This window comes from Brevibacterium atlanticum (assembly GCF_011617245.1).
GTDB lineage: Bacteria > Actinomycetota > Actinomycetes > Actinomycetales > Brevibacteriaceae > Brevibacterium > Brevibacterium atlanticum.
Genome location: NZ_CP050152.1, coordinates 3960185 through 3982955, shown reverse-complemented (window position 1 = coordinate 3982955; position 22771 = coordinate 3960185). Strand labels below are relative to the sequence as shown.

General features: G+C 67.2%; 21 protein-coding genes. 7 read left to right on the top strand and 14 right to left on the bottom strand.

The genetic code is table 11. From position 1 onward, the window contains the following. Positions 1-41: 41 nt before the first annotated feature. Together GUY23_RS17690 and GUY23_RS17685 are read right to left on the bottom strand one after the other, a co-directional pair. Complete coding sequence (locus tag GUY23_RS17690) at positions 42-497, bottom strand: rhodanese-like domain-containing protein (RefSeq protein WP_166974988.1); 456 nt, start codon at positions 495-497, stop codon at positions 42-44. Beyond that, positions 494-1084, bottom strand: coding sequence for a cysteine hydrolase family protein (locus tag GUY23_RS17685; RefSeq protein WP_166974985.1), 591 nt, complete (start codon positions 1082-1084; stop codon positions 494-496). The genes GUY23_RS17690 and GUY23_RS17685 overlap by 4 nt, the downstream gene beginning before the upstream one ends. Before the next feature lie 192 nt (positions 1085-1276). Between GUY23_RS17685 and GUY23_RS17680 the strand changes: the two genes are divergently transcribed. Then, on the top strand, positions 1277-2557 hold the full coding sequence (locus GUY23_RS17680; protein ID WP_228282521.1) for an MFS transporter: 1281 nt from the start codon (positions 1277-1279) through the stop codon (positions 2555-2557). A 127-nt stretch (positions 2558-2684) separates the two neighbouring features. Continuing rightward, positions 2685-3419 carry an MOSC domain-containing protein gene (locus tag GUY23_RS17675; protein WP_228282519.1) on the top strand — a complete coding sequence of 245 codons (735 nt, stop codon included), beginning with the start codon at positions 2685-2687 and terminating at the stop codon, positions 3417-3419. 82 nt (positions 3420-3501) lie between these two features. On the opposite strand, the gene GUY23_RS17670 is transcribed toward GUY23_RS17675, so the two are convergent. After that, positions 3502-4569: an IS110 family RNA-guided transposase gene (locus GUY23_RS17670; protein WP_166969435.1), complete on the bottom strand. Its 1068-nt coding sequence runs from the start codon at positions 4567-4569 to the stop codon at positions 3502-3504. 308 nt (positions 4570-4877) lie between these two features. Then, a complete protein-coding gene (gene kynU, locus GUY23_RS17665) occupies positions 4878-6143 on the bottom strand; it encodes a kynureninase (protein WP_166974981.1) in 1266 nt (421 codons plus the stop codon). Between the two features lie 293 nt (positions 6144-6436). Here kynU and GUY23_RS17660 point away from each other — a divergent pair, with 293 nt between their 5' ends. After that, positions 6437-7006, top strand: coding sequence for an OsmC family protein (locus GUY23_RS17660; RefSeq protein WP_166974978.1), 570 nt, complete (start codon positions 6437-6439; stop codon positions 7004-7006). Between the two features lie 67 nt (positions 7007-7073). Here the strand turns inward: GUY23_RS17660 and recQ are convergent, their stop codons facing one another. Together recQ and GUY23_RS17650 are read right to left on the bottom strand one after the other, a co-directional pair. After that, positions 7074-8900: a DNA helicase RecQ gene (gene recQ / locus GUY23_RS17655; protein WP_166974976.1), complete on the bottom strand. Its 1827-nt coding sequence runs from the start codon at positions 8898-8900 to the stop codon at positions 7074-7076. Positions 8901-9009: 109 nt separating this feature from the next. Further along, complete coding sequence (locus tag GUY23_RS17650) at positions 9010-10221, bottom strand: MFS transporter (RefSeq protein WP_208085402.1); 1212 nt, start codon at positions 10219-10221, stop codon at positions 9010-9012. Between the two features lie 421 nt (positions 10222-10642). Between GUY23_RS17650 and GUY23_RS17645 the strand changes: the two genes are divergently transcribed. Beyond that, positions 10643-11050, top strand: coding sequence for a Rieske (2Fe-2S) protein (locus GUY23_RS17645; protein WP_166974973.1), 408 nt, complete (start codon positions 10643-10645; stop codon positions 11048-11050). A gap of 29 nt (positions 11051-11079) precedes the next feature. On the opposite strand, the gene GUY23_RS17640 is transcribed toward GUY23_RS17645, so the two are convergent. The 3 genes from GUY23_RS17640 to GUY23_RS17630 all read right to left on the bottom strand — a co-directional run bounded on the left by GUY23_RS17640 (position 11080) and on the right by GUY23_RS17630 (position 13225). Beyond that, positions 11080-11454, bottom strand: a complete 375-nt coding sequence (locus GUY23_RS17640; protein WP_166974971.1) for a hypothetical protein — start codon at positions 11452-11454, stop codon at positions 11080-11082. A gap of 2 nt (positions 11455-11456) precedes the next feature. Beyond that, positions 11457-12554, bottom strand: a complete 1098-nt coding sequence (locus GUY23_RS17635; RefSeq protein ID WP_166974968.1) for a serine hydrolase domain-containing protein — start codon at positions 12552-12554, stop codon at positions 11457-11459. 71 nt (positions 12555-12625) lie between these two features. After that, on the bottom strand, positions 12626-13225 hold the full coding sequence (locus GUY23_RS17630; protein ID WP_166974966.1) for an ArsR/SmtB family transcription factor: 600 nt from the start codon (positions 13223-13225) through the stop codon (positions 12626-12628). A gap of 103 nt (positions 13226-13328) precedes the next feature. Between GUY23_RS17630 and GUY23_RS17625 the strand changes: the two genes are divergently transcribed. Next, a complete protein-coding gene (locus GUY23_RS17625) occupies positions 13329-14165 on the top strand; it encodes an HdeD family acid-resistance protein (RefSeq protein WP_208085401.1) in 837 nt (278 codons plus the stop codon). 85 nt (positions 14166-14250) lie between these two features. After that, positions 14251-16896 carry a trehalose-phosphatase gene (gene otsB / locus GUY23_RS17620; RefSeq protein WP_166974964.1) on the top strand — a complete coding sequence of 882 codons (2646 nt, stop codon included), beginning with the start codon at positions 14251-14253 and terminating at the stop codon, positions 16894-16896. Between the two features lie 198 nt (positions 16897-17094). On the opposite strand, the gene GUY23_RS17615 is transcribed toward otsB, so the two are convergent. Beyond that, entirely contained in the window at positions 17095-17547 is a 453-nt protein-coding gene (locus GUY23_RS17615; protein ID WP_166974962.1) for a MaoC family dehydratase, read from the bottom strand. 130 nt (positions 17548-17677) lie between these two features. On the opposite strand from GUY23_RS17615, the gene GUY23_RS17610 reads away from it, so the two are divergent. Further along, positions 17678-18217 (top strand): DUF1990 family protein, encoded by a 540-nt coding sequence (locus GUY23_RS17610; RefSeq protein WP_166974960.1) that lies wholly within the window; start codon positions 17678-17680, stop codon positions 18215-18217. Positions 18218-18340: 123 nt separating this feature from the next. Here the strand turns inward: GUY23_RS17610 and GUY23_RS17605 are convergent, their stop codons facing one another. The 4 genes from GUY23_RS17605 to GUY23_RS17590 form a co-directional block, all read right to left on the bottom strand. Continuing rightward, positions 18341-19432, bottom strand: a complete 1092-nt coding sequence (locus GUY23_RS17605; RefSeq protein WP_166974957.1) for a M15 family metallopeptidase — start codon at positions 19430-19432, stop codon at positions 18341-18343. A 243-nt stretch (positions 19433-19675) separates the two neighbouring features. Further along, the gene (locus tag GUY23_RS17600) at positions 19676-20962 is read right to left on the bottom strand and encodes a sensor histidine kinase (protein ID WP_166974955.1); all 1287 of its coding nucleotides are present in this window, start codon (positions 20960-20962) and stop codon (positions 19676-19678) included. 4 nt (positions 20963-20966) lie between these two features. Further along, positions 20967-21929 carry a response regulator transcription factor gene (locus GUY23_RS17595; RefSeq protein ID WP_166974953.1) on the bottom strand — a complete coding sequence of 321 codons (963 nt, stop codon included), beginning with the start codon at positions 21927-21929 and terminating at the stop codon, positions 20967-20969. Beyond that, positions 21929-22705: a hypothetical protein gene (locus GUY23_RS17590; protein WP_228282517.1), complete on the bottom strand. Its 777-nt coding sequence runs from the start codon at positions 22703-22705 to the stop codon at positions 21929-21931. The genes GUY23_RS17595 and GUY23_RS17590 overlap by 1 nt, the downstream gene beginning before the upstream one ends. Positions 22706-22771: the final 66 nt, after the last annotated feature.

Genomic DNA, 22771 nt, shown 5'->3' with positions numbered 1-22771 from the left:
GGTCAACCGTTGTCTCGACCAGCCGACGAAGTGCTGGTGTCTCAGGGCCGGCGATCGGGTGGGGCGTTCGTGGTCGGTAGGCCGGCTGACTTCCACGCGTCGAATCCGCCGATGACGTCGACGACACGGGTCAGCCCCATCTGTGCGAGGTTCCAGGCGGCCAGGGACGAGGAGTAACCGTGGCGGCAGATGAGGATCCAACGTCGGTCGAGGCTGTCGGCTTCGGGGATGGCCCAGTCGAAACTCGGGTCGAGTCGCCAAGGCAGGACGGTGAGGTCGATGGCGAGCGATCCGGGGATCGAGGGGGCGCTGTCGCGGTGGACCTCGGTGCGCACGTCGACGATGATCGCGCCGTCCTGCTGCTCGGCATGGGCCTCGGTCGGGGTCAGCCGGTCGATCTCGGCCCGCGCGCGTGCCAGCAGCCCCATCGAACCGGGTGGGGCACTCACCTCGTCGGCACCACGGAACTCACGGCCGCCTCGGTGGGGGAGGGTCATCGTTGCGCGAAGTCGACGTCGGTCGCCGCCTGCACCGATGCCTTCCTGCCGGCTCCGGATTCGAAGCCCCAATAGAGGTTCGTATGGGAGACGACCTTCTCCGGTTCCGGCGCACCCCATTCGCTGAGATCCTCGGTGGTGTGGGCGTCGGAGACGAGGGTGACGTCGTAGCCGCGAGCGAAGCCGCCGTGGATCGTCGATCGGATGCAGGCATCCGACTGTGCGCCGGTCACGACGAGCCGGCCGACGTCCTTGCCGGCCAGTACCTCCTCGAAGTCGGTCTCTTCGAAGGCGTTGCCGTGGGTCTTCTCGACGATGGACTCATCCTTGGCGGGGGTGAGCGAGTCGACGATCTGCCACTGATCGGTGCCCTGCGGAAGCTCGCGGGATGAGTGCCGGACCCACACGACGTCGGTGCCATCGGCGCGGGCCCGATCGACGAGGTCGGCGATCGTCGCGACGACGTTCTCGGAATTCCACGACGCCTCCATCACCGCGTTCTGGACATCGATGACGATGAGGGCGGTGTTCGGGCGGTCGGACGGCAGCGGCGCTGATTCGGATGCTGCGGTGGGGCTTGTGGTCATGGGGATCCTCCTCGATTGAGTCAATCTTGCTCCGGCTTGGTTTCGCGATCAAGGGGAGTTGCCTGCTGCCACCGAGGTGGCCGCGGGGGAGGTCAGCGGACGAAGGATAGGTGGGGCCGCCTCGGCGAGGTGGAGTTCCACGGTGCGGAAGCTTACCTCGGTTGTCGTCGACGGGGTGCCAGAATGGGGCGGGTGAGCGGAGAAGAGATGAGCGGCGGTCGCCCGGGGCCCCGACGATTCAGCGTGCTGCGGAGTTGGTCGACGGCACCGTACCTTGTCGGTTCGGGGCTGGCGATGATGGGCGACAACATCGAGCATGTCATCACCTACTGGGTGCTGTGGCAGAAGTTCGAGTCGCCCGCGCTCGTCGGGTTCCAGCTCATCAGCCACTGGCTGCCGTTCCTCCTGCTGTCGGTCTATGCCGGTTCTCTGGCTGAACGCTTCGACTGCCGCAGGCTCATCCAGATCGGGCAGGGGCTGTTCATGTTCGTGTCCCTGTGCTGGGGCATCCTCTTCCTCACCGACTCCCTGCAGCTGTGGCAGGCGTGCGTGCTGCTCGTCATCCATGGGCTCGCCGGCTGTCTGTGGGGTCCGGCCGAGCAGATGATGCTCCACGACTTCGTCGACCGTGACGAACTGCCGAGCGCGGTGCGGCTCAATGCGACCTTCCGCAGTCTCGGCATCCTGTTCGGACCGGTCGTCGGTTCGGCGCTGCTGCTCGAGCTCGGGCCGACGTGGGGCATCTTCGTCAACATCGTCTTCTACCTGCCGCTGACGATCTTCCTCATCCGCACTCCCTATACCGGGCACCTGCGCAGCGGCGGGGTGCGCACCGCGCGGACCACGCTCATCCAGTCGTTCAAAGTCCTCGCCGAGGTGCGCCACAACCGGGCGATCATCGGCATGCTCCTACTTGCAGCGACCGCCTCGACCACGATCGGAGCGGTGCTCCAGACCTCGATGCTCGTCTTCGGCGGACTGCTCACCGGAGCCGGTGGGGACAGCGACTTCACCTACGGAGTGCTGCTCTTCGCGATGGGTGCCGGCGGGGTCCTCGGAGGGTTCCTGCTCGAAGCCACCGGCTGGGTGCCGCCGACGCCGACGGCCGCGACGATTGCCGCTGCCGGGCTGGGGGCGTCCTCGATCGTCTTCGCCTTCACCTCACATCTGTGGCTGGCCGTGGTCATGCTGCTGCTCGCGGGAGTCTCGAAGATCACTGCCGAGTCGACGGAGATGGCGATCATCCAGCTGCAGGCACCTACACATATCCGCGGTCGGGTCATCGGTTCCTACGCGACCTTCGGCCCCGGGATGCAGACGTTCTCCGGTGTGACCGTCGGTGTGCTCGGCACGATCGCGACGATCCCGCAGGCTGTCATCATCGGCGGCACGGTGCTCGTCATCGGATCGGCAGCCATCGGAGCCTACGTCCTCACCGGAAGACCCAACCCCCATGCCCCAATTGCTACCTGACGGCGGCGCAGCAACCTGGCGCCACGTAGCTGGGCCGCCGTCACCGACGTCTGCGCGGTCTTTCGGGGTGCGGTCGGTCGGATTCGCCCACATCAAGGGGACTCGGTACGAGCTTCGGCCGGGCGCGGTGATCGACTCCGGCGGTCCGGTCGGTGACCGCGAGTTCTGCCTCGTCGACGTCGAGAACCGACGCGTGCTCAAGACCGTGCAGAATCCGCGACTCATCCAGATTGCGACGTCGCTTGTGCGTGGCGGCGGGGGTGGCCCCGGCAGCGGCGGTGGTGGCCGTGATGGCAGCGGCAGCGGTGGTGAGGGCGCCGAACTGACGATGGCTCTGCCCGACGGGCGTTCGGTCCGCGGAGTTCCGCGGAGGTCGGGCGAGCGCCTGACCTGCGACTATTGGAAACGACCGGTCGACCTCGAACTCACCGAAGGACCGCACTCGGACCTCGCCTCGGAGTGGCTCGGCACAACGGTGCGCTTGGCCCGAGCACCTCGCGGCGCAGTCGTCTACGGATCACCGGTCTCGATCCTGACGACGGCGTCGCTGCGCGATCTGAGCCGACGGATGGCACAATCGCATCCCGACTCTCCCGATCTTGTCGCCCAAGCCGCACGATTCCGCGCCACTTTCGTGATCGATACGGACGAACCCTATGTGGAGGAGGAATGGGCGGGCCAGACGGTCAGCCTCGGCGATGTGAGCGTGAGAATCGGAACTCCGATTCCTCGGTGCGCTGTGATGGATCTCGATCCGCTCACCGGTGAGCGCAACGCTCCCGTGCTGAAGACCCTGGCAGGTTACCGGCCGAGGAATGCGACCGGCGAACCTCTCTTCGGTGTCTACGCCGACGTGCTCTGATCTCAGCCCCAAACACCGGTGACGGCGGCCCAGCAACCTCGCGCCAGGTTGCTGGGCCGCCGTCAGGATCCTTCTATGCTTGTCAAGCGGCCTGCCCAACCACGCTCGTCGCCTCGAGAAGCCGATAAACTCTCCGGGCCACAAACCGCTTGATACACCGGATAGCCTCCTTCTTCGACTTCCCTTCCCCAAGTCGTTTAGCCATGTACGCTCGGGTCTCCTCATCGAAGGACAGCTTCGTGATGGCCACCATGTACAACGCGGAGTTCAACCGGCGGTCCCCGCTGCGGTTGAGTCGGAATCTCACCACATTGCCCGACGATGCTGGGATCGGATTCACCCCCGCCAGCTTCGCGAACGCAGCCTCGGAATGCACCCGTCCTGGATGAGACCACGCCAGATAGAACACGGCGGCAGTGATCGGTCCGATCCCCGGCTGGGCCAGCAGCACAGCGGCAGGACTGTCCTTCACCAGAGCCAGAATCCGTGTGGCGTAATCCTTGATGTCGGCATCGAGTTCGATGACGCGTTTGGCTAACCGGATCGCTTCCCGACGTGCTTCACAACGGGCCACAGGCTCGTTCCGGCCCCGCCATTTCGACACCGTGCGGATCTTGGCGACTGACAGTTTCCGTCGGGCATCGATACCGAGATCGTTCGCCCGCAACAACGCGGTCAGCGCGTTGATGGTGCGGGTCTTCTCCCGCGTCATGGACTCGCGGGCACCCACGAGGATCCGCAGTCCCTGACGCGGCCCATCGGCCTGTCTGGGCACGCGCAGCCGCGACTGCTCCAAGGGCAGGACGGTGGTCGCGATTCTGCGGGCGTCGATCTGGTCATCCTTACCCGTGCTGTGACGGTCGCGGGCACTCATGCTCGCGGCCTCGGCGACCGTATACCCAGCCTCAGCGACGTTCTCGGCCAGGATCGCTCCGTAGGTGCCGATGCCTTCGATCACCCACAGGGTGTCCAGGTGCCCGCCGGTGCGACGCCCGACCCAGTCCAACGCGCGTGCCAGGCCAGTATTCGTGGTCGGGAATTCGCGGGTATCGAGGTGCTCACCGCGGTTGGTGAGTATGGCGTAGACGTGGTTCTTCGCGTGTGTGTCGACGCCGACGACAAACGCGTACAAGTGCGAGATGATAGTCATGACGGTTCGTGATTCTCCCGTGTTAGAGCGGATGATGTCCGACCGTCGAACGGTCGGCTCCGGTCCGGGAGATAGTCACGTCGGAACACTACTGTGATGAGTCACGTTCGGTCAGGAACGGACAACCTTCTGATCAAGTTACCGATGTGGGCCGAGCCGGGGCCGACCGCCCACCGATCATCAGACAGATCCTGACGATGACATCGTCTGAGTCAGCAGTAATTCGAGTCATGATGATCGATGGGACGGTCAGTTCCTACTCTGCCAGCCAGTCCCAGACCAGCCACTATCAATCCTCACAGTAGTAATTAGGTGACGGCTCCGCGGGTTTGGAATTTCGGGTCGTCCCAGAGGCGATTGTCGAGGATGTCGCGCAGGGCCTCGACCGTGTCCCAGACGTCGGCGAAGCCGAGGTAGAGCGGGGTGAGGCCGAAGCGGAGGATGTGCGGTTCCCGGTAGTCGCCGATGAACCCGCGGGCGATGAGGGCGCTCATGATCGCAAACCCCTCGGGGTGGGCGATCGAGACCTGCGAACCGCGCTGAGCGTGCTCGCGCGGGGTGACGATCTCGACCGGATGGTCGGAGAGCCGGGACTCGACGAGCTCGATGAACAGATCCGACAGGGCCAGCGACTTCCGCCGCACCTCAGCCGTGTCGACGCGGCCGGCGATGTCGAGTCCGAGCTCGGCGACCGACATCGACACGATCGGCTGCGTGCCCGTGAGGAAGCGGCGGATGCCGTCGGCCGGCGCGTAGTCCGGGCTCATCTCGAACGGCTTCGCATGGCTCCACCAGCCCGACAGCGGTTGGGTGAACCGGTTGACGAGCTCCTCGGCGACCCAGATGTACGCAGGGGAGCCGGGCCCGCCGTTGAGGAACTTGTACGTGCACCCGACCGCCATGTCCGCGTCTGATCCGGCCAGGTCGATCTCGAGGGCACCGGCCGAATGGCACAGGTCCCAGATGACCTTCGCCCCACCGGCATGGATCGCCGAGGTGGTCGTGGCCATGTCGAAGAGCCGACCCGTGCGGTAGTTGACGTGGGTGAGGACAACGAGGGCCACCTCGTCGGTCATCGTCTCGGGGAAGCCCGCGGTGACCTCAGCGTCGTCGACGAGCCGGACTTCGTATTCTTCGCCGAGCTGCTCGGCCAGACCCTGGAGCATGTAGATGTCGGAGGGGAAGTTCTCCCGTTGGGTGAGGATGACGTGGCGGTCGGGGGAGTCCACGGCCTGCATCCGCAGTGCCGCCGAGGCCGCTTTGAACAGGTTGATCGAGGTGGTGTCGGTGACGACGGTGGTCCCGGAACCGCCGCCGATGATGCCGGCGACCTTCTCCCCGAGCGTGGCCGGCAGATCCCACCAACCGGCAGAGTTCCACGACCCAATGAGGTCCGTGCCCCACTCCTCAGCGATGACCTCCTGCGCTCGTTCGGCCGCACCGGCCGGGCGCGGACCCAGGGAGTTGCCGTCGAGGTAGATCGTCTCGGGCGGAAGAACGAAGTCCTTGCGGAAGTCAGCGAGTGGATCGGTGCGGTCGCGAGTCTCGCAGGCCGCGCGGTCAAGGGTCGTCATCGGTCACCTTCATCTCGACGGAGTCCAGGTCACCGTGGGCAGCCGTTGAAATTGGCGAGCTGAGGCACCCGGAGGGGTTTCCCTGTCAGATTACACACTTGGTGGGGTTCCCCGCCCATGATTTTCCTCGGACCAGTTCGTTCACCGTCGTTGCCGTCTGCGGTGCTCGTCTGACCTTCTGTGACCCGATATGACGGGAAGATGTCGTCGCGTGGCGAACTTCGACGACGGAGCCCCGGCGCCATGACGCAGGCTTCCTAGTCTGAGAACACCAACCTGAAGGAGGGGTCCCGATGACTGCCACCACAGATATCGCAACAGCCGCGACCACGACCGTCCCGATCAGCGCCCAGGACCGTGCGGCACGCCTGACCGCCGCGGGACAGGGACGGGGTGAGCGTATCGCCGCCTCGGCGAAGAACGCGCAGCTGACCTTCACAGCGAAGGGTCACGCCGAGGGTTCGGTGTCCTCGGTGATCAAGGCGGGTAAGCACACATTCACCGTCGACGAGCCCACCCCGCTCGGCGGTGACGACGCCGCACCGAACCCCGTCGAATACGTCCTCGGCGCCCTCATCTCCTGCCAGGTCGTCGTCTATCGGCTCTACGCGCACAACCTCGGACTGACGATCGATGATCTTGAGATCACCGCTGAGGGAGACCTTGATGTCCAAGGCATCTTCGGTATTGACGAGGATGTTCGCCCCGGATTCTCTGCCGTGCGCATCTCCGTGAAAGTCACCGGCCCCGACTCCGAGGAGGCCTACCAGGAGCTGCAGCACACCGTCGACGCCCACTGCCCCGTCTTCGACATCGTCTCCCAGCCGACACCCATCGACGTGACGGTGACGAAGGCGAACTGAGCGCGGAGGTGAGCTGCCCGCCGAGGCGCACGGCGACTCGCCGTGGCCGCTGGCGTCCCGTTCACGTTCAGCCCGAGTGCGCCTCGATGACCTCGAGCACGTCCTGGCCGTAGCGCTCGAGCTTCTTCAGCCCGACACCGCTGACCTGGCCGAGCCCTTCGATCGACGACGGTCTGACCTCGACGATGCCGTAGAGCGTGGCATCGGGGAACACGACATAGGCGGGCACTCCCTGTTCCTTGGCCTGTTCGGCCCGCCAGGCCCGCAGCGCCTCGAACAGCTCGGTGCCTGCCGCGTCGAGCGTAACCTCGGCGCCACCTCGGCGAGCCTTCTTCGACCCGGACTTCTTCACGGAATCGACGCGCATCGACACCGTCGTCTCTCCGCGGAGCACAGGGTCCGCGGCGGGACCGAGGACGAGGACCCCGTAGTCACCGTGCGATTCGAGCAGTCCGCGGGCGAGGCTCTGTCGGATGACGGTCTTCCACTGGCTCTCGGAGAGGTCCTCGCCGACGCCCCATACGCTCAGGCTGGCATGGTCGGAGGCGCGGGAACGGTCATTGTCGTTGCCGCGCAGCACGTCGATGACCTGGCCGGCGCCGAAACGCTGACCGCGTTCCCGGTCGAGGCGGATGACCGTCGACAGCAGCTTCTGCACGGCCACCGTGGCATCCCAGGTGGTCGGGGGAGTCAGGCACGTGTCGCAGTTGCCGCACGGACCCGACTCCTCATCGAAGTAGCGCAGCAGTTGGACGCGTCGGCAGTCGACGGTCTCGCACAGGGCGAGCATCGAGTCGAGATGGCTCATCGACCGCCGCTTGTGGGCCTGGTCGCCCTCACCGGATTCGATGAGGCGACGCTGCGAGACGACATCGCCGAGGCCGTAGACCATCCACGCGTCCGCGGGCAGTCCATCACGACCCGCGCGACCGGTCTCCTGGTAGTAGCCTTCGACCGACCTGGGCAGGTCGAGATGGGCGACGAAGCGGACATCGGGTTTGTCGATGCCCATGCCGAAGGCGATCGTCGCGACCATGACGATGCCGTCCTCGCGGAGGAAGCGGGCCTGATTCTCGGTTCGCACTTCGGCGGGCAGACCTGCGTGGTAGGGCAGGGCGGTGATTCCGCGGGCCGCCAGCGCCTCGGCGAGCTGATCGACCCCGCGGCGGGAGAGGCAGTAGACGATGCCCGAGTCCCCGGGATGTTCGGTGGTGATGAAGCTGAGCAGCTGGGAGCGGGCGGAGGCCTTCGGTTCGATCCGGTAGGTGATGTTCGGACGGTCGAAGCTCGCCACGAAATGCTCGGCGCCCTGCAGATGGAGGCGCTCGGTGAGTTCGGCATGAGTCGCCGGGGTCGCCGTGGCGGTCAGAGCGATGCGCGGGACGTCGGGGAAGCGTTCGGCAAGCACCCCGAGACCGAGGTAGTCGCTGCGGAAGTCATGACCCCACTGGGACACGCAATGGGCTTCGTCGATCGCGAACAGGGAGATCGGCGCCCGCTGCAGCAGCTGCATCGTCCGCGACAGCACGAGGCGTTCGGGCGCGAGGTAGAGAAGGTCGAGCTCACCGTCGAGCAGCTGTTGCTCGACCCGGTCCGCCTCCTCGAAATCGAGGGAGGAATTGAGGTACGCAGCACGCACGCCGAGGTTCTCCAAGGCTGCGACCTGATCGGCCATGAGCGCGATGAGAGGGGAGATGACAATTCCCGTACCGGGCCTGACCAGGGCGGGGATCTGATAGCACAGGGATTTGCCGCCGCCGGTGGGCATAAGCACGACAGCATCCCCGCCGCCGACGACCTGGTCGACGATGGCGCCCTGCTGCCCCCGGAACTCCTCATAGCCGAAGACATCGTGGAGGACATCGAGCGGCGAGGTCGTGGCGGAGGAGGTCATGCCCTCCACCCTAGTTCACGACACTGACTCCGGGTTCCCCGGCCGTACCGGGCCGTCGTTGCGCCGCGGCCGTACCCACGCCGCCCCTCACTTCGTAGGCGCCCGCCCCTCACTTCGCAGCGAACCGTCCGGAGGCCAGCAGGCCGACCACGCACACGCAGGCCACGGCCGCGGCGAAGACCGTCGTCGATCCCGCCAGACCGATCCCCGAGGCGAGCAGACCGGCGCCGACGGCCGGCAGCGACATTGCGAGGTAGGCGACGATGAAATACGAGGTGGTCGCCTCGGTGCGTCGTTCGGGTTGGGTTGCTGTCGTGATCGCCCGCATGCCCGTCATGAACACGAGCCCCTGGCCCATTCCGGCCAGCAGCGAGGAGACGATGAGCAGGCTGAGCGAACCGGTTTCGAGGGCGATGACGAGTGCGGCCATGCTGATGATCATCGTCGTCGATCCGAGCACGATGAGTGTGCGGTCGGCGAGGTCGCGGAAGATGAGCTGAGCCGTCGCCGAGGCGCCGAAGAGGAGGAAGACAACCGTGCCGGTCACCGCAGGTGAGGTGACGTGCAGTGTCTGGCCCATGAAGTTCGGGGCGATCGCCGAGTACAGTCCGCACAGCGTGAAACCCGCGATCGCACCGGGACACGCGGCGAGGAAGATGCGCCTGGACTCCGCGGGGATGCCGGGCAGCTGCAGGCGCAGGGCCGCCGGATTCGGCTGGACCCGGTCGCGGACGATGATGAGCGCGAACCCGGCGATGACGAGGGTGATCGCATTGACGAGGAACGGAGTGAACAGGGGGCCGGGAGCGAAGCGCGCGAGCAGCCCCGCCATGAGGATCCCGAGCCCGAGACCGCCCATGTTCGCCGCCGTGGCCAGCGACGCTGCGAGTCGGTGACGCCCGGACGGGGCGTTCTCGAGCACCGTGACCGTGCCCGTGGCCGTGAAGATTCCCGCGGCCAGTCCCGAGAGGACTCGGCCCGTGTAGAGGAGGCCCAGGCTGCTGCCGATCATGAACAGCACCGCCGAGGCGACCGACAGGACCACCCCGGCCGCGAGCAGAGGACGCCGGCCGATGGCCTCGGAGAAGCGTCCGAAGAGGACGAGGGAGGCGATGACCCCGGCCGCATAGATTGCGAAGAGCACGGTCGTCTGCGCGTTGCCGAAGCCGAATTCGACCTCGTACTGCGGGTAGAGCGGAGTGGGCAGGGTCGTGCCCATCATGACGACGGCGAAGACATACGCCGAGGCGGCCAGCCCCCACCCGGACGCGGCGCGCGGGGCCGAGCCCCACCCGTTCGTCGACATCATTTCATCGGGCACTGCTGCACCGCCTTTCGTCTCGTGGGTCTGCATGCTCGCCGAGGTGGCCGACCGTTTCCGTCGACCGGAATTCCCGATCGCTTCGCACGCGAATTCCTTCGCAGGTCCCCCTGCTCAGTCGTATCCGCCTGGGTGGTAACCGCGCCGTGTCGTTTCCGAGAATTCGCCCAGGTGAGTCCCGGGGCGATGGGCGAGCATCGAGCCGTGTGCGATTGTACGCTGGAAGGCGAACGTTCGTGCCGTGGTGTCGGCATGCATTCGCGAGAGGGAGCAGGATCCGATGAACCCGAGCACGCACAGCCCGATCAACGCAGACCAACCCGGCCCGGCAGACCAGCCTGGCCCTGCGCACCAGACTGCCTCTGCAGACCAACCCGCCACCGCGCACCAGGGCCCGCCTGCGAACCCGAGCCGACGCCGCGTGATCCGCACGGTGGGCGTGGCCGGGACTGCGGCGGTCATCGGCACTTCGGTGGCGGCCACCTCGGCGTGCTCATCGGATGACGGCGGATCGCAGGACCAGGGATCGACGCCGGCCCAGGATGCGACCGTGGCCGCCTCCGACGTCCCGGTCGGATCGGGCACGGTCATCGATGACGCCTATGTCGTGACCCAGCCGAAGAAGGGCGAGTTCTTCGCCTTCACCTCGGTGTGCACGCACCAGGGATGCCAGGTCAAGCAGGTCACCGCCGAGGCCATCATCTGTCCCTGCCATGCCTCGGAGTTCTCGGCCTCGACCGGCGAAGTGATCAGCGGGCCGGCGGAGGAGCCGCTGCAGAGCTACGAGGTCTCCGAGAAGGACGGCACCCTCACCGTCAAGGGTGGCTGAGCCACCCGGCGCGCCGGATGACTCGTCCGTCAGAGGAACAGACCCGGCACGACCAGCGCGCCGGCGATGAGGACGGCGAGCAGGGCGGAGAATCCGAGTCCGGTCGCTTCGTTCCTGCGGGCCTTCTCGTCCTCGGCCCGCCACGGCCGGTCGGGCCAGACGAGTGCGACCCGGACGACTGCGACGACGATCGCGATCATGCCGGCCAGCCACACCCATACGAACCAGTCGGCCCACCCGCCGAAGGGTGCGACGAGGCGGATGAGCAGCACGAACATCGCCGCCGTCGCCATTCCGGAGAGCGCGCCGAGGCGGGTCTCCGATCTGTGGGCCCGCAACGCGGCGAACGCTCCCCAGGCCACGATGGCCGCACCGACGACCGCCGAGATGAGTTCCGGGTTCATGATCAGGCTCCCTTCGTTGAGATGATCGATGCCGCGGCATCGACATCGTTCGCGGAATCGTTCAGCACGACGATGCCGTGCCCTGACTCGGCGTTGAAGGCGAGGAAGGATCGATACCCTCCTGTTCCTCCGTTATGCCAAGTGAGGTTCGGGCTTCGGTTCTCCGTCGTGAACCAGGCCCAGCCGATGCGGTCGGAATCGTCGAAGTCCTTCCTCGGTTCGGTCGCCTCGGCGCCGGGGGCACTGCCATCGCGCACTGCGCGCAGCCAGATCGCCATATCGTGTGTGGTCGAACGGATCGCCCCGGCAGGTGCGGAACCGCCCATCGTCCACGGCCCGGCGGGCAGCCCCGAGGCCGTGTACCCGTGGGACAGCCCGTCGGCGGAGCCCGGGACGGACGTCTCCTTCATCCCCAGCGGTTCGGTGAGGCGTTCGGCGACGAGGTCGGCATAGTCCTTCCCGGTCACCTCGGCGATGGCCTGCCCGAGGACGGCGAAGCCGTAGTTCGAGTACTCGGGCTCGGCCTTGCCGACCTCGACCGCTTCGAGACTCGCCACGATGTCCGCTGCGTCCCCGCGATAAGGGTCCGTGCGGAGGTAGTTCGACAGCAGGGTCCCGACGCCGTCGGCGAAGCTCGGCGCGGGCTCCTGGGAGGGCAGCCCCGAACGCTGCATGGCGATGGACTCGAGCGTCACCTCGGCGACCTTCCCATCGAGCTGCGGCCACACCTCGCCGAGGGTGGTGTCCGCATCGATCTCGCCGCGGTCGATCGCATCGGCGAAGAGGGCGGCGGTGAAGGTCTTCGTGATCGAGCCGATCTCGAATTCGGTGTGCTCGTCGGCTCCGGTGCCGGCGAAGGTGACCTCGTCGCCGTCGATGCGGGCCGCGGCCACGTGCTGCCAGTGCTTGCTGCCCAGCGCCCCTTCGAGTGCGGACATGAGCGCGGCGTCACCGGTGGGTGTCCCCTGGAATCCGCGCGGCCACGGGGTGATCACGGCGAGCAGCGCGGCCGCGATCGCTGCCGCAGCAAAGGCGGTCATCCTGCGCCGAGGCGGCCCCGCGGTTGTCGTGGAAGTGCTCGGTGCGTCGGTGGTGTGCATCGTTCCTCCTGGTGATCAGGGGTGGGATATGCGGTGGTGAACGGTGTGCGCCGGTCAGTGCGAGCCGCCGGTCAGTGCGTGCCGATGAGCACGAGCGTGAGTAGCGGGATGATCCGCTGGGCCGGCACCCGCCAGTGTCCTCGGCGGGCGTTCTCGAGCCAACCGGCCGAGGCCAAAGCATGGACATGGTGATAGATCTGCCCGGTCGTGCCGAAGCGTTCGTCCTTCCCGAGCTCGGCCACGGTGGTCGTGCCCTCGTAGATCGACTGGAGCAGCTGCAGACGGACGGGGTGCCCGAGCGCGGCCAGGGGGCCGGCCGCCTCGGCGAAGTCGATCTGAGCCAACCCCTCACTCGACATCCCCACCTGCCACGAGACGGGACCCTCGGATCCCGGCGGAGTCGTGTGCCCGGTGTAGGTCACCCCGTCGCCGAGGTGGTCGACCAGTCCGTGCAGAGCCCAGAACGTGTCCGCATCGCCGGGGAGACCGGCGCCGGTCGTGCCGCCGTCAAGCGCATGGTCGGCAACGGCCGAAGCGTCCTCGGCCTTGGGTGCGCTGGTCGCGTCGGCTTCGAGCTCGGCGACCCGACGTTCGAGTGCGGACAGGCGGTCGCTGACGTCGACGTGGCTGTCGTCGTGGTCGCGTTGCTCGGGTGACGATGTCGATTCCATGCCGCAATCATACATAAATTACGTAATTACGTAAATACCGCGCATAACGCTGAAAGGGGGCTGATCGGACAGACTCGGCCGGGAGACTTAGACTGGTGCCGTGATGAGTACCGAAGAACCGCGCACCGAATCCACGCCCCAGCGTTCCGAGGCCTCCCCCGAGGCCGTCGCCGCGGCGAAGCGGTTCGGCGCCCCGATGATCGTCCGCGGCATCCTCGGTGTCGTCTTCGGCATCGTCACCGTCTTCTGGCCCCGCGATGCCACGAATCCCGCGCAGCTGAGACTGCCGACCGACGTCGTCGACCACCTCGCCATCGCCTATCTCATCCTTTTCGCCCTGGTCCTCGTGTTCGAAGCCGTCCGCGCACCGCTGACCATGCGCACCGCGATCTACGGGCAGGCCGTCATCACCGTTCCGGCCATCGTCTTCCTCTTCCTCGCCGACCAGCCCGCCGAGCTGCGCGCGGCCCTGAGCATCTGGGCCCTCCTCCACGGGGCGCTCGAGTTCTGGAGCTACCGACAGCTGCGCAGCCAGCCGATGGCCTCGGACTTCCTCATCGCCGCCGGGGTCCATGTGCTGCTCGGCGTCATCCTCATCTTCGGCGACGGCATGGAGGCCCTGTCGATCCTCGGCTTCACCGGCGCGGCCACCCTCATCGTCGGCGTGATCTTCATCATCGGCGGGTACTCCCGCCTGAGCAAAGCCCGTCAGCTCGCCCGCCGGACAGACCGTTCCGATCTGGCCGACAACTCTGAACAGGCCGACCGTCCTGAACAGATCGACACCCCCGCCGAGGCGGCCGCACCCACCCCCGCCGCCGACGACTCCGAGGCCGCCGACACCCCGGTCGCCCCTGCAGGGCCGTCTTCCGACCCCACTGAAATCGATCCCTCCGACGACGAGACTCCCGACGAGACCGCCACGAAGAATGAGCCCTGACCGGCAGGACCTCTCCTGACCGGCAGTACGGAAACACCGCCCCGACGCCCAACGGCACCGAGCCGACCGAGACACCCGAGGTGAGATGAGCACTGTCGAGCACGAGAGCGCAACCGAATCCCGACTGGCCACCATCGCCGCCTCAGTGAGGTCGTCTGAACTCCTCGGCGACCTCGCCGAGGCCAGCCGTGCCCTCGACCCCATCCTGTTCCGGCGGCTCTTCGAACTCTCCCGCGCACCATCCCTCCTCGTCGCCACTGACTACGACGGCACGATCGCCCCGATCGTCGACGTCCCCAGCCAGGCGTTCCCACTGGAGAGCTCGGCCGATTCACTGCGCGCGCTCGCCCTCCTGCCGACCACCTCGGCGGGGGTGATCTCCGGTCGGAGCCTCCGCGACCTCGCGGCCATGTCGCGCCTGCCCCGGGAGGTCCACCTCTTCGGATCGCACGGAGGGGAGACGGACACGTTCACCGTCGACAGCCTCGACGAAGAGCAGCGGGCGAGCTTGGCCGACTTCCGCGCCGACCTCACCCGCTCCCTGCCCCGCGAGGTCATCGAACACAAGACGACCGGGGCCGCGGTCCATCTGCGCGGCCTCGCCGAGGCGGAGCGGGACCGCATCGAATCCGCGGTCGAGACGCTCGCTGCCGCCCATCCGATCCACCCGACCCGCGGCAAGCAGGTCATCGACCTGTCCGTGGTGCCCTCGTCGAAGGCCGATGCGCTGACGCGGCTGCGGGAGCGCACCGGGGCCGAATCCGTGGTGTTCATCGGCGACGACACCGCCGATGAGTTCGCCCTCGAGACCCTCGGAGACACCGACCTCGGACTCAAGGTCGGCGACGGCCCCGAGACCACGCATGCCGACTTCCGGCTGCGCTCGCCTGATGAGGTATCCGTCGTCCTCGGTGCCCTGTTCGAGCTGCGCAAATCCTGGCTCTTCGGCCGCCGCGCCACCCCGATTCAGCGACACAGCCTGCTCGGCAACGGGCAGTCGACCGCGCTCGTCGACCCGGCAGGCAGCATCTGCTGGATGCCGCACCCGCTGCCGCACTCGGCTTCGATGTTCTCCGAGATCCTCGGCACCGAGGCGGCCGGCTTCTTCGCCGTCGCACCCGCCTCGGGGGCGGCCCCGATGACGCAGCGCTACCTCGGGAACTCGACCCTGCTCGAGACCCGGTGGGCGGGGCTGAGCTGTGTCGACTACCTCGCCCCTGTCGACGGGCACAGCGATGACACGATCGTCGTGCGAGTCCTCACCGGCGATGCCCCCACCCGGGTCCGCTTCTCCCCACGCCTCGACTACGCGACCGTGCCCACCCGCATGGTCCGCAGCGCCGACGGGGTGTCCGTGCTCGGGACCTCGGAACCGATCGAGCTCCACGCCCCGGGTCTGGACTTCGAACTCATCGAGACCGGCGACTCCCACACCGCCGAGGCGACCGTCGTACCCTCGCAGCAGCCAGGCGGCCGGGTCGTGCTCGTGCTCGCATGCGGCACGGGCACCGGGGATGCCGGCTATATGGCCACCGGCGGGGAGCACCATGTGCGCGACCGTGCCCTGAACTTCTGGACGAACTGGGTCGAGTCACTTCACCTGCCCGGCCACCACCGCGAAGAGGTCATCCGCTCCGCGATCACCCTGCGCGCCCTATGCCACGAACCCACCGGCGGAGTCCTCGCCGCCCCCACGACCTCCCTGCCCGAGGGCATCGGCGGCGTGCGCAACTGGGACTACCGGTACACGTGGCTGCGCGACGGGTCGATGACCGTGCGCGCCCTGCTCGCGCTCGGCTCGACCGGAGAGGCCGAGGGGTTCCTGTCCTGGCTGGCCAGGATCCTCGCCCGCACGGTCTCACCCGAACAACTCCACCCCCTCTACGCCGTCGACGGTTCGGCACTGACCACCGAGGCGGTCCTCGCGGACCTGCCCGGATACGCCGGATCCCGTCCGGTGCGAGTCGGCAACGCCGCGGAGCACCAGGTCCAGTTGGACGTGTTCGGCCCGGTCACGGAGCTGCTCGACGAACTCAGCGGCCACCTCGGCGAGCTTCCCGATGATTATTGGACGCTGACGTGTCAGATGGTCGAGGCGGTCGGCAAGAGGTGGTTCGAGGCCGAACACGGGATCTGGGAGGCCAGGCGACCGCCGAAGCACAATGTGTACACGCGGGTGATGTGCTGGGTGACGGTGGATCGGGCGCTGCGGATCGCCGAGCGGTTCGATCGGGAGCCGCCCGGGGCGTGGCGGCAGCTGCGCGAGGAGATCGCCCAGGACGTCCTCACGCACGGCTACGACGAGGAGGTGGGAGCCTTCACCGTCGCCTATGGGGAGAAGGATCTCGACTCGGCGGCACTGTTCGTCGGGCTCTCGGGGCTCGTCGACGCCGACGACCCGCGGTTCGTGGCCACCGTCGATGCGGTCGAGCGGGAGCTGCGGGTCGGTCCCACGGTCTTCCGGTACCGCTACGACGACGGACTGCCCGGGCTTGAGGGCGGATTCCACATCTGCACGACCTGGCTCATCGAAGCCTTCATCAAGGTCGGGCGCATCGACGACGCGTGGGACCTGTTCCGGCAGGTCGACAACCTGCTCGGGCCCACCGGCCTGCTGTCGGAGGAGTACGACCCGGTCGCCGAGACGCACCTGGGCAACCACCCGCAGGCGTACTCGCACCTCGGTTACATCCGCGTCGCCCAGCTCCTCGACGATTACCGTCCGGGCTGAGGCTCGTTCGCGCGGGGCTCCGCGGAGTCGATGCTGGCGTGCGAGGGGCCGGAGCCCGCACTAGGTGGGCGAAATGGTCCACTCCACCGCGCGGACCATTTCGCCCACCTAGCGCGACCCGAGCGGACCATTTCGCCCACCTAAGGCCCTGTTCGGGGCGGCATCACGGGCGCTCCGGCCCACCCCGCGCGGTAAGCCTCACTCGACGAGGAGGGTGACCACCTCGGCGATGCAGGCGGGGCGCTCCTGGCCCTCGATCTCGATCGTGTGGGCTAGGACGACCTGCGTGCCCTTGTCGCCGCGAGTGACTTCCTTGACCTCGACCCGACCGCGCAGGCGTGAGCCGACGACGACGGGCTGGAGGAAGCGGACCTTGTTCAGCCCGTAGTTCACGCGGATTGACACGCCTTCGATCGTGAAGATCTCGGACGAGAACTTCGGGACGAGAGCGAGGGTGAAGAATCCGTGGACGATCGTCGCGCCGTAGGGGCCCTCGGCCGCGCGGGCCTCGTCGACGTGGATCCACTGGTGATCGTCGGTGACGTCGGCGAAGGTGTTGATGGCGTCCTGGTCCATCGTCGTCCACTCGGACGTGCCGAGCTCCTGACCGATGAGCGATTCGATCTCGTCGATGCCGTTGATGGTGCGCATGAGGGTCCTCCTTGACTGAGCGGACAATCGATTGAAATGCGTCGTCCTCAGCATCATACGCGGCCGACCGTCCGATGCGGCCGAGTCGTCCGGACTGTGAGTGGGTGGCAAGGGAGGATAGGTTGGAGGAATGGCCGAACCCGAGCACGACCGTCCCGTGACGCTCACCGATCCCCTCTCGCCGAGGTGGCTGGAGCGTCCCGACGGCTACCGGCACTTCGAATCCGCGTACTTCGTCGGACGCGGGAAGGAGGCCTTCGACCGCTGCGCCGAGGAGGTCCTCCATTGGGAGGTCAAGACCCGCAGCGGCTTCGAGATCGCGCTCGCCGCGGGTGATGGGGATGACGGACGGAGGCCACCCAGAGTCGATCCGGGGCAGGAGCCGACGATCCGAGTCCGGCTCGGACCCTTCCGGCTGCCCGAACCCTCCCGCGTCATCGAGGTCGTCGAGACCGAGGACCGCCGCGGCTTCACCTACGGGACGAAACCCGGCCACCCGATCACGGGCGAGGAGTCCTTCATCCTCGAGCACCGACCAGACGATCGGGTCTTCCTCGTGCTGCGGTCGGTCTCACGTGCGGGTTTCGGGATCTGGCGCCTCGGCGAACCCTTCGTCCGACTCGCTCAGGTGATCTACCGACGTCGCTACGGACGCGCACTGCGTCGATGAGGCTGCGTGTGATGATCGTGCGAATCGGCGCTGAGATCAGCAGTCTGAGAGGTGGGACCCGGGAGTCGCGCTGAGGGGCCCGTGCTCGGACCCCGGTCGTGTCGGCCCAGAACGTGACGCGGCTCAGTTGCCCTTGATCGTTTTCCGGGCGGGCGTGTACTCCCAGTGCCACGGTTCGTACTTGGACGACTTCGCCCAGTCGGGATTCTCCCACCCGTATTCGTCACCGTGCTCGACCAGCCAGCCCCAGGCTCCGGTCTTCGAGGCGACTCCGCCGCCGAGGTCGAGAGCGATGCCCCAGCCGTGCAGCGAGGTTCCCGGCTTGGCGGCCAGTCCTGGTTTGCGGCCGGCGACGGAGAGCTGACCGTCCAGGTCACGGTAGGAGTCGGTGATCTCGAACTCCTTGCCCGTGTCCTTCTTGTAGGCGGCGTTCATCTTCGCGAAGGAGACCGCAGCGTCCGCGCGGAGCTGGTGGTCCTCTTTGCCCAGATCGCAGAGCCATTCGTCGGGCAGTTCGCCGTTGCCGACGGACTTGTCGAAGTCCTGCTTCTCGTCGCAGCCGGGCAGCGCGCTCTTCTTGATCGCGCGGCTGGCCGCCTCGACGTTCTTCTGCTTCGCGCTCGGCGCGCCGATCTCGATCGAGGACTTGCCCTTCGAATCGTCGACCTGAGCGTCGACCTTCTCCGGGCTGATGGCCGCAGATTCGCCGGCGGCCGTGGGGTCGGTCTTGACCTCGGCTCCACCGCCGAGGTTGTTGATGAGTACCGTTGCCGCAGTTGCGGCCCCGGCCACGGAGACTGCGGCCAGTGTCGAAACCGTGCGCAGTCTCTGCTTGCGCACGGACTTGAGGAGGACGCCGTCGGATCCGCGGGCTCCGGCATCACCGGCGCGGACCTTGCGGGAGCCGGCAGTGCCGAGCGATCCGAAAGCCGAGGACGACCGCGCCTCGGCGGCCTCCCGGGCCATGGCGGCCCGTCGCGGCGAGGGTGCCTCCGCGCGAGCCTCAGCGGCCATTGCGGCCCGGCGTGGGGAGAGATGCGTGGCGGGAGAAGAGATGTCGCGCTCGGAACCAGGGGAGGGCTTTGTCGCGGGCCCGATCGGCGTCGCGCCGCCGCGGTTCGCGGTGCGTCCTCGTGCGAACAGGAACGAGGACCGTCGCCTGTGCAGATCCCGTCGACGCATTGGTGCTTCCGCGTTCGAGGATGACTCTGACATAACTCTCCGTGTGTGCCGCTGACTCGTCGAGGCTGCCGGACGTCCCGACCGCTTCAACACAACATCACAAAAGTGTAACGGTCATATTTACAAACTGTCATATTTAAGTGACGAGACACACGTGTGCGTGTCGGAGCCGCGGCTGTTCGCGCTCACGGTCAGAGTCCGAGCATAGGTCGGTGCCGCGAGGGTGGCGCCGCCCCGGGTGAGCGATTGCGATAAGGGAGGGCCGCCTCGGCGAGGTTATTCGGTCTTGCTCTCCATGTACTGTTCGAGGGCGCGGTCCTGGGCGTCTTCGTCGGGGAAGATCGCCTCGGTGCGGGCGCCGCCAGTGACGGGATCATTGCTGAAGACCAGGGTGATGCCGAGCAGGCGGGCCTGGCCCTGGGCGATGACGAGGCCGAGGCCCATACCGCCTCCGCCGGCGGAGACGAAGCGGGTCGGGCCGGTGTTGACGATGTCGGGCGGGTATCCGGAGCCGGAGTCGGTGACGATGATGCTGCGAGTGCTCGTCTCCAGGCGGATCGGGTCGCCGCCGTGCTTGATGGCGTTGACGAGCAGATTCGAGATGATGCGCTCGAAACGGCGGACATCGGTGACCAGGGTCGAGTTGAGGGCCGCCAGGTGAGTGTCGATGGAGTGCCCGGCCAGGGCCCCGGAGGCCTCCATCGTGACCAGCAGCGACCGGATCGCCTGGTCGACGTCGACGCGGGTGAACTCGGGGTTCGCCCGTCCCGCGTCGAGACGGGAGACCTCGAGGAGATCCTCGACGAGGATCTGCATGCGCTGGACCCGGTCCTTGACGAGCTCGGCCGGGCGGGAGTCCTCTTCGAGCAGATTCGCCGCGTTGACCAGGCCGGTCAGTGGGGTGCGCATCTCGTGCGCGAGGTCGGCGGTGAAGCGCTGCTCGGAGTCGATGCGCTCGGTCAGCCTGGCCACGGCCGTGTCCACCGCGGTGGCGAAGGCCCAGACCTCCTGGTCGGATTCGTCGATGACGTCGGCGATGCGCGTCGACGTGTCACCGCCGGCGATCTTGCGGGCGGCTTGAGCGCCCAGGGTCAGTCGCCGGGAGATGCGCCCGGCGACGATCGAGCCGACGCCGCCGACGACGAGTGCCGAACCGATCATGCCCACCAGCAGAGCCTGGTCGATGCGGCCGATGAGCTCCTGGCTGTCCTTCGTCGAGGCCCGCACGGAGATCACCTGGGTGTACTTGCCGACCTCGATGGGAGCGGCCGCCCACACGATCTCCTCGCCGTTGACCTTCGACCGGATCGTCACGGACTGGCCCTTGAGCGCCGAGGCGCGCGCATCCTTGGGCAGCTGCGGGTCGTCGATGCGGGCGTTGAGGGTGAGCACGCCCGTCTCGGAGAAGATGTTCGTCGCGTTCGTCAGCTGTTCGGTCACCGTCGAGCGCATGCGGTCGTCCTCGGCCCGGGCCGCGGACTGGCGCAGCACGATCGAGCAGGAGAGGACGGCGATGATCACCGAGGCGACGATGAGCAGGGAGATCTTCCAACGCAGCGACATGCGATCAGCCCGCGAAGCGGTATCCGAATCCGCGCACGGTCTCGATCATGTTCGCCCCGATCTTCTTCCGCAGGCGCTGGATGTGGACGTCGACGACGCGGGAGTCACCGGCCCATTCGTACCCCCAGACCGTGAACGCGATCTTCTCACGGGAGTACACGTGCTCGGGCTGTTCGGTCAGCAGCAGGAGGACCCGCAGCTCCGTCGGGGTGAGGTGGACTTCCTCGCCGTCGATCTCGACGGTCAGCCGTCCGGTGTCGAGGACGAGTGATCCCAGCCGGGTGCGGAACGGACCGAGTCCGTCGTCCTCGGCGGATCCCGACTGCACGGACGGCGCCCCGCTCGGGCGCGGAGGAACCCCGGTGTCACCGCCGATGGCCTCTTCGTCATCGGCCTCTGGGCCGGTGGTGAATTTCCCGCCCGCGCCGAGGTAGGTGTCATCGGATTCGAGCTGCGCTCGCAGTCGATCCCTCGTGTCCATCCCGGGGCTGGCACCGAGGACCTCGGGGATGCCGTCGCCGGTGACCATGCCGCCGGGACCGATCACGGTCTCGTGCTCATCGGCCGCCTCGGGGGCGGGGGAGTATCCGAGCTTGTCGGTGCCGGTGGTGATGAAGCGGCGGACGACGGCGCGGATGCGGGCGTTGAGCACCTGCATGTCGAAAGGCTTGGTCAGGTAGTCGTCGGCGCCGGCTTCGAGGGCCTGGACGATGTCGATGGCGTCGGAGCGGGCGGAGATGATGATGATCGGAATCGTCGAGCGTTCGCGCACGGCACGGCAGATGGAAGCGCCGTTCATCGTCGGCAGCATGAGGTCGAGGAGCAGGACGTCGGCGCCGTTGGCGGAGACGAATTCGTACCCCTCGCGGCCGTCGGCGAAGGCCGAGACCGTGTAATCGAAGCGTTCGAGCCCGATCTGGGTCGTTTCGCGGATGACCTCGTCATCTTCAACCAGAACAATATGCATTACGTTTCTCCATTAAGCCGCGTGAGGCGTTGACCCGGTTCAAACCTACCGTCATGCAGGCGAAAGACCTGCACCGACCATCCCGACGGGCAGCAGGCATCGTCCCCATCGGCGAACATCGCCTCCTGCACCACCACTGTGCCCCTCTTGCCGGGGCTGAGCGTGAGCTGATTGCCGGTGGCGATGAGCTCGAGGCGAGGTTCTCCGTCGTGTTCGCTGATGACTGCTCCGGCGATGGTCTCGTCCATCTGCTTCGGGTTCGCCACCGTGACGAGCTGGAACTTCTTCTTGCCGTTGAGGAACGGGGTGGAGAACTTCAGGCACTTGTCACAGTCGGCGACGACCTTCGCCGTCTCGGCGGCGCTCCCGGTCACCGCGACTCCAGAGGAGTCGACGATGAGTTCGCGGATCTGCTTGAGCGAGAAGGGCTCGTCCGGCGGGCCGGAGTCCTTCTTGTCCGGGGCGAAGAGCGACGGCGAGGGGTGGCCCTCGGGGGAGGCCTTGAGTCCCCGGTCGGGTCCGCAGGCGGTGACGGCGAGGACCATGACGGCGATGAGCAGGACGGAGGCGAAGGTCCGCAGTGCTGCAGGTGGGTGAGCGGCGGTGCGGGTGTTGGTGGCTGTGTGGGTGGTGCGGGTTCGAGCGGCGCGTGGGTGAGCGGCGGCGCTGCTGCTGAGTCGAGGGGTGTCGGCGCAGTGTTCGCGACCAGGCAGGGCCTGGCCGGCGCGAATTGGGCACAACGCCTCCCCGGAGGCGTGTCGAGAGGGGATGGACACACACTCATTTTTGCCTGTTCCAGGCGCGTAGTCCACCCGGTCAGCCGACAGGCGAGTCGGAGCACA

Coding starts and splice junctions, on each gene's coding strand:
- GUY23_RS17690 (WP_166974988.1), bottom strand. CDS start 497: ATGACCCTCCCCCACCGAGGCGGCCGTGAGTTCCGTGGTGCCGACGAG.
- GUY23_RS17685 (WP_166974985.1), bottom strand. CDS start 1,084: ATGACCACAAGCCCCACCGCAGCATCCGAATCAGCGCCGCTGCCGTCC.
- GUY23_RS17670 (WP_166969435.1), bottom strand. CDS start 4,569: ATGACTATCATCTCGCACTTGTACGCGTTTGTCGTCGGCGTCGACACA.
- kynU (WP_166974981.1), bottom strand. CDS start 6,143: ATGACGACCCTTGACCGCGCGGCCTGCGAGACTCGCGACCGCACCGAT.
- GUY23_RS17660 (WP_166974978.1), top strand. CDS start 6,437: ATGACTGCCACCACAGATATCGCAACAGCCGCGACCACGACCGTCCCG.
- recQ (WP_166974976.1), bottom strand. CDS start 8,900: ATGACCTCCTCCGCCACGACCTCGCCGCTCGATGTCCTCCACGATGTC.
- GUY23_RS17640 (WP_166974971.1), bottom strand. CDS start 11,454: ATGAACCCGGAACTCATCTCGGCGGTCGTCGGTGCGGCCATCGTGGCC.
- GUY23_RS17635 (WP_166974968.1), bottom strand. CDS start 12,554: ATGCACACCACCGACGCACCGAGCACTTCCACGACAACCGCGGGGCCG.
- GUY23_RS17630 (WP_166974966.1), bottom strand. CDS start 13,225: ATGGAATCGACATCGTCACCCGAGCAACGCGACCACGACGACAGCCAC.
- GUY23_RS17625 (WP_208085401.1), top strand. CDS start 13,329: ATGAGTACCGAAGAACCGCGCACCGAATCCACGCCCCAGCGTTCCGAG.
- otsB (WP_166974964.1), top strand. CDS start 14,251: ATGAGCACTGTCGAGCACGAGAGCGCAACCGAATCCCGACTGGCCACC.
- GUY23_RS17615 (WP_166974962.1), bottom strand. CDS start 17,547: ATGCGCACCATCAACGGCATCGACGAGATCGAATCGCTCATCGGTCAG.
- GUY23_RS17610 (WP_166974960.1), top strand. CDS start 17,678: ATGGCCGAACCCGAGCACGACCGTCCCGTGACGCTCACCGATCCCCTC.
- GUY23_RS17605 (WP_166974957.1), bottom strand. CDS start 19,432: ATGTCAGAGTCATCCTCGAACGCGGAAGCACCAATGCGTCGACGGGAT.
- GUY23_RS17600 (WP_166974955.1), bottom strand. CDS start 20,962: ATGTCGCTGCGTTGGAAGATCTCCCTGCTCATCGTCGCCTCGGTGATC.
- GUY23_RS17595 (WP_166974953.1), bottom strand. CDS start 21,929: ATGCATATTGTTCTGGTTGAAGATGACGAGGTCATCCGCGAAACGACC.